The 4,738-nt window shown below is 67.5% G+C and carries 8 protein-coding genes; all 8 read right to left on the reverse strand.

The genetic code is table 11. The features are described from left to right. Positions 1 to 153: 153 nt before the first annotated feature. The 8 genes from L288_RS29470 to L288_RS29505 all read right to left on the reverse strand — a co-directional run bounded on the left by L288_RS29470 (position 154) and on the right by L288_RS29505 (position 4,660). Positions 154 to 486 (reverse strand): DUF736 domain-containing protein, encoded by a 333-nt coding sequence (locus L288_RS29470; protein ID WP_021237779.1) that lies wholly within the window; start codon positions 484 to 486, stop codon positions 154 to 156. Beyond that, positions 467 to 1,045: a S26 family signal peptidase gene (locus tag L288_RS29475; protein ID WP_031304208.1), complete on the reverse strand. Its 579-nt coding sequence runs from the start codon at positions 1,043 to 1,045 to the stop codon at positions 467 to 469. The genes L288_RS29470 and L288_RS29475 overlap by 20 nt, the downstream gene beginning before the upstream one ends. Then, a complete protein-coding gene (locus L288_RS29480) occupies positions 1,042 to 1,563 on the reverse strand; it encodes a DUF2840 domain-containing protein (protein ID WP_021237781.1) in 522 nt (173 codons plus the stop codon). Before L288_RS29480 ends, L288_RS29475 begins: the two co-directional genes overlap by 4 nt. Before the next feature lie 220 nt (positions 1,564 to 1,783). Next, on the reverse strand, positions 1,784 to 2,677 hold the full coding sequence (locus tag L288_RS29485; protein WP_021237782.1) for a replication initiator protein A: 894 nt from the start codon (positions 2,675 to 2,677) through the stop codon (positions 1,784 to 1,786). 6 nt (positions 2,678 to 2,683) lie between these two features. Then, positions 2,684 to 2,950, reverse strand: a complete 267-nt coding sequence (locus tag L288_RS29490; protein ID WP_007405993.1) for a helix-turn-helix transcriptional regulator — start codon at positions 2,948 to 2,950, stop codon at positions 2,684 to 2,686. A 120-nt stretch (positions 2,951 to 3,070) separates the two neighbouring features. Beyond that, positions 3,071 to 3,847 (reverse strand): DUF2285 domain-containing protein, encoded by a 777-nt coding sequence (locus tag L288_RS29495; RefSeq protein ID WP_021237783.1) that lies wholly within the window; start codon positions 3,845 to 3,847, stop codon positions 3,071 to 3,073. Positions 3,848 to 4,005: 158 nt separating this feature from the next. After that, a complete protein-coding gene (locus L288_RS29500; protein ID WP_021237784.1) occupies positions 4,006 to 4,269 on the reverse strand; it encodes a DUF2285 domain-containing protein in 264 nt (87 codons plus the stop codon). A gap of 139 nt (positions 4,270 to 4,408) precedes the next feature. Next, a complete protein-coding gene (locus L288_RS29505) occupies positions 4,409 to 4,660 on the reverse strand; it encodes a helix-turn-helix domain-containing protein (RefSeq protein ID WP_021237785.1) in 252 nt (83 codons plus the stop codon). Positions 4,661 to 4,738: the final 78 nt, after the last annotated feature.

The following is a 4,738-nucleotide window of genomic DNA, read 5'->3' on the forward strand; positions in this document are numbered from 1 at the left end:
CAGCGTGCTCGCTCCGGTAAAGGGTGCGCGCGATGCGCCGGCCGGGGGCCGCCCTTGACCTTCGCTGCGCGCGCCGGCCGGCCTGCGACCGAGCGGGACGGAGGGATGAGACGGCTTTTCCGCGAACAGAGGGATGATCGGGGAAGGCACCGATCAGCTCCGATCGTCGCGCGGCCGGGGGCGTTTCCACGACAGCCGGAACGTCCGCCCATCATCATCAGCGCGGAACAGCACCGGCCGGAACGGCACCGGGAAAAGCGGGCTGTCGATTTCCAGCGCGATGTAGTTGCCGGCGCGTTCGCCGACCCGTTTCCACGCGCCGCCGACATCGGGGCCGTCCTCGTCGTCGAGGTGAACGCGGTAGTCGGGCGCGTTTTCGGCATCGCTCGGATCGAGCGCGACAAGCACGATCGCCTCGTTGATGCCGAACAGCCGAACGCGGCCGGCATAGCCGTCGGCGGTGGATTCAAAGATATTCGTTTGCATGGCCGATCTCCTTGGCTTCAGGGGTGGAAGGCGATTGGGACGGTGCTCGCAGCCAGAGCGGCGTGGCGCGTCCGATGACGGCGGAGGCCGGCAGCGGGCCGAAGTAGCGGCCGTCCAGACTGTCGGGATGGGCGGGATTGAGCAGCAGCAGCTCGCCCGGTTGCAGCGTGCGGCACCCCTGCCAGACCGGCAGCGGACGGCCCTGGCCGTCACGCGCGCGGGCGATGGCGACGCGCCGCACATCGACGCTCACCACGGCGCCGATCCGGCAAACGCGCTGTCCGGCCTTGGCCGCGACATGCTTCAACAGCGGCACGCCCTCGGGCAGATAGCCGCGCGCCGACAGCCAGCGGGAAAGCCGTTCAGGCGGCGCGATGGCGACCAGCGCGCCTATGGGTGGATCGCGGTCGGGATGGATGCGGTAAAGCCCGATCGGCGCGCTGGCGCTGGCGTTCCAGATGGCGAGCGGGGGTGGCGCGACGATCGCCACGACAGCGGACAGCCCTGCAAAGGTCGTCGCGGCAAACACGGTCGCCATGAGATAGTGTTGGCGCCTCATCCCTCGATCTCCCGGCGCTTGAGCCAGGCGCGATGGCGCTCCGCCGTATAGAGGCGCGGCTGCTGGCCGGCGGCGATACGGTTGTGGACGTGCCGCCAGTGATCGGCCGCCGCGTCGCAGGGATCGACGCCGGCCGCCTCCACCGCGTCGATCGCGGCGAGCACCTGCTGGACCTTGGCCCAGCCGTCGATCTTGAGCAGGATGTCGCCGCCCGGCCGCACGAACGGCAGCGTCGCATAGGGTTCGTTGGGCGCGACCGCGCGCACCACGTCGATGCGCGAGATGACCGTGCCGAAGTCGTTCGACGCCCAGCGCACGAACGCGAAGACGGCGCCCGGACGGAAGCCGACGACGCGGGTTCGCCGCGTCAGGATGCGGTCCTGGGCGATCCGGCCGAAGCGTATCCAGTGCTCCAGCTTCTTCTCGATCCAGGTCAGCTCGACATGGGTGAGGCCGTCGCGGGCGAGCGCGCTGAACGCGCCGCCACCGTGCACGGCGGAGGGCCGGTCGTCGATCATGGGAGGTCTCCGGGGGTGTGCCGCGCGTGCTGGCTGGCAGCGTCGTCCACCGCCGCGCGCGCCGTTAGCAAGAATCCGAAGGATTCTTTTCTATTAGCATCGTTAGAAGGGGGTCGATTCCGCGAGGATTTCTGCGGGTTTGCGAAGCCTGCGCGTTCCCGATAGTCCGTGTCCGGCGTTCCTGATCGTCCGAATCCGGCTGTTCCCGATAGTCCGAACCTCATGGCCAGTTCTCCACAGGCTTGAGGCCGACGCGGCGCATGGCGGCGTCGAACGGATCGACGGGGACGGGAGTGAAGTTGAGCCGGTCTCGGCCGAGCGCATGTTCAAGCGTGAGGACGTAGCCGGGGAGCGGTTGGCGCGCGACGATGGCGCGCAGCTCGAACGCGAACCGGCGCAGCGGCGAGAGCACGCCGGATTTGAGATAAAGGTGCGCAACGTCGAAGCTCCAGCCGCCTTGCTGCCGTCCGCCATGCTTGCGCACGATGCGGTAGAGCCAGCGTTCCAGCCCGCCGGTGAGGTCGAAATAGGCGCGGTCGATGGTCAGCACGAGCGCGCGGTCGAGCACGCCGGCATAGAACCAGTCGGGCAGGATCAGCTCGATCCCGAGCGCGCGCCCCTGGCCGTCCGCCAGCTCGCGCCATTCGTTAATCCATGAGAAACGATGGCGACGGCGCTGGTGCTGCTGCCGGATCGAAGTGGCGACGGTGGTGGATTGTAGGCGGTCGAGCGCGGCTTTCAGCCGCTCGTAGCTCGCCTTGCCGGTGCCGCGCCGCGTGAACGCCAGTATCTCGTGCGGCGTCGTCACCATGAGGCGCGAGGTCGGCCGCCCGGCATCGCGCGCCTCGATGAGCTGGCTCGCCGCCCATATCAGCACGTCGGCATCCCAAATAGTCGCCATGCCATGCTCGGGGACCGCCTCGACCGAGATCCATGTCGCGCCCATGCGGAAGTCGATGGGCGCGGTGCGGCGGGTCTTCGCGAGGCTGAAGAATGGCCAGGCCATCAAGTCCTGCGCGTCGCGGGCCGCGAGGTCGCCGGGCACCGAACGGAACAGCTCAAGCTGCGTGCGTTCGGTGCTGGAACGGCCGCAAAGGGAGGGCGCGGTGGGCATCGGCGCTCAGCGGCGCACACAATCTGTGGGCAGGCGCTTGGCGGGATGGACGACGCCATTGCCGGGATCGGACGTGGAGCGCCGGGTGCCGAGCGCGGCCCAGGCATCAAGGTCGTCGATCGCATAGACGATGCGGCCGCCGAGCCTGCGGAACACGGGGCCGGTGCCATAGCAGCGATGCTTTTCGAGGGTGCGCGCCGAGAGGCCGAGATGGATCGCCGCGTCGGGCGTCTTGAGATAGCGTGGCGTTGCGGCGGCGACAGGCTCGGCCATGATGATCCTCCTGATGATGACCGGCCCCGGAAAAGAGGGCCGGCGGACAGGAGGCGATCGTGGCGAAAAAGCCCCTATGCGAAGAAGGGACAGCGCCGAGGGGGCAGGAAATGTCCCCTGTCAGCCGCCGCGCAGCAGACGGATATAGCCGCCGTCCCGCAGCTCGACGGCTTCGGCCAGCCAGCGGCGGATGCGCTTGCGCTCCTTGCTTTCAACCCATTCGGCGGCGCTGTAGCGGCGGACCTTGCGATGGATCAGCGAGGCGGCCAGCTCGCGCTGAGTGGCACCTGCCTCGTGGCCGTCGAGCACTTGCAGCAGGGTCAGGAGATGTTCGCGCCGGAACGGTGGCGGGCGCAGCGCCGGTGGCCCGGCCGCCATGCCGTTGAGGCGGCGGCACAGGCGTTCGGCCGACGCGAGGCGTGCAAAGGGATCGGGTCCGATCGGCAGCATCACGGCCATCGGTCCCTGGCACGAACCGCACACGCACAGATGCTCGTCTCCATCGGGATCGGCGAGGATGACATGAATGAAGTCGCCTATCCTGATCCGCGCGCGAACGTCGCCCAGCGCCCGCACGTCGAGAGGTTCCGCACCGATCCCGGCAAGCGCGGGTGCGACGACGATATTAGCCGGTGACAGGTCGGGCCGCGCGACCGCCAGCCTGGGATCGAAGGCGGATGCGGGCGCGGTGTGATAGCTGATGCCCCAGCGCCGCACGAGGCTCGCGGTCGCATTGTCGGCGGAGATCGCGCCGCGTTTCACGCGGCCGAGCGCGCGGCGGTAGTCGGAGCGATAGCGAGCGTTCCGGCTGAGATAGCCGATGGCGATGTCCGAATATTGCAGCGCGTCGTCCCCGGCCTGGTCCGAGGGCGCGCGCCAGTCCTTCTCAGGCGGCATCGAAACCCTCCCAAGCATGGCCCTCTGCGGAGCGCGTTGGAAGATGTTCTCAGCCGTGCGACCTTGGAGAAGTCCTGCCGGGCACGCGGGCGCATAGCGGATTCAAGTCAGCGTTTTGAACGGATTTTCCGGCGCCGCCGTGTGGTCCGAGGCCGCGCTCAGTTCCGCGGCGGGCGCAGATAGTGCCGATAGCCGGTCTCGGTCATCCAGCGCGCGCGGGCGAGATGCGAGTCATAGACGCAGCGGGCGCGTTCCGGTTCGGCGGCAGGGTCGATCCCGAAGATGATGCGGACGGCTTCGCGCCAATCGGCATTTTCGTCGGCCGCATCGAGCAGCCGCCAATAGGTCCGATGATGGCGCTCATCATAGTCGGTGACATGAGGCCCGTCGGGGGCGCAATCCTCGAAAGCGGCTATCGCCATCGCCTCGTTCCGCTTTCAGCCATAGCCCCCTGCGCCTGCTGATTTACCAAATATACACCCTAATGAACCGAAGTAATCGCACCGTCCTTGCTATGCCCGCATGAGGGCGCGAGTATAACTCCGCGGCTATCGGCACTCACTACTTTGGCGATTTCTCCGCCTCGCCGCGCACCAGCATGACTCCTTCGCCGCGTTCCGAGTCAAGGAAGACGATGCCCGCGTCCTCCAGCGCCTTGACCACCTGATGACGGGTATCCTCACGCACGGGCAGCTTATTCTCGGATTCGAGGCGTTTAAGCGCAGTCAACGCAACAAGGGCCTCGTCGGCAAGCATCTCCTGGGTCCAATTGAGAAGCGCGCGAGCGGCCCGCACCTGGCGGGATGTGGTCATGCGCGATCAAGTTCACCAGCCGGACGCTATACGCCATGAAAACGACTATTATAGTCGTCTTGGTATAGGGGGAGAGGC

The organism is Sphingobium quisquiliarum P25 (assembly GCF_000445065.1).
Taxonomy (GTDB): Bacteria; Pseudomonadota; Alphaproteobacteria; order Sphingomonadales; family Sphingomonadaceae; genus Sphingobium; species Sphingobium quisquiliarum.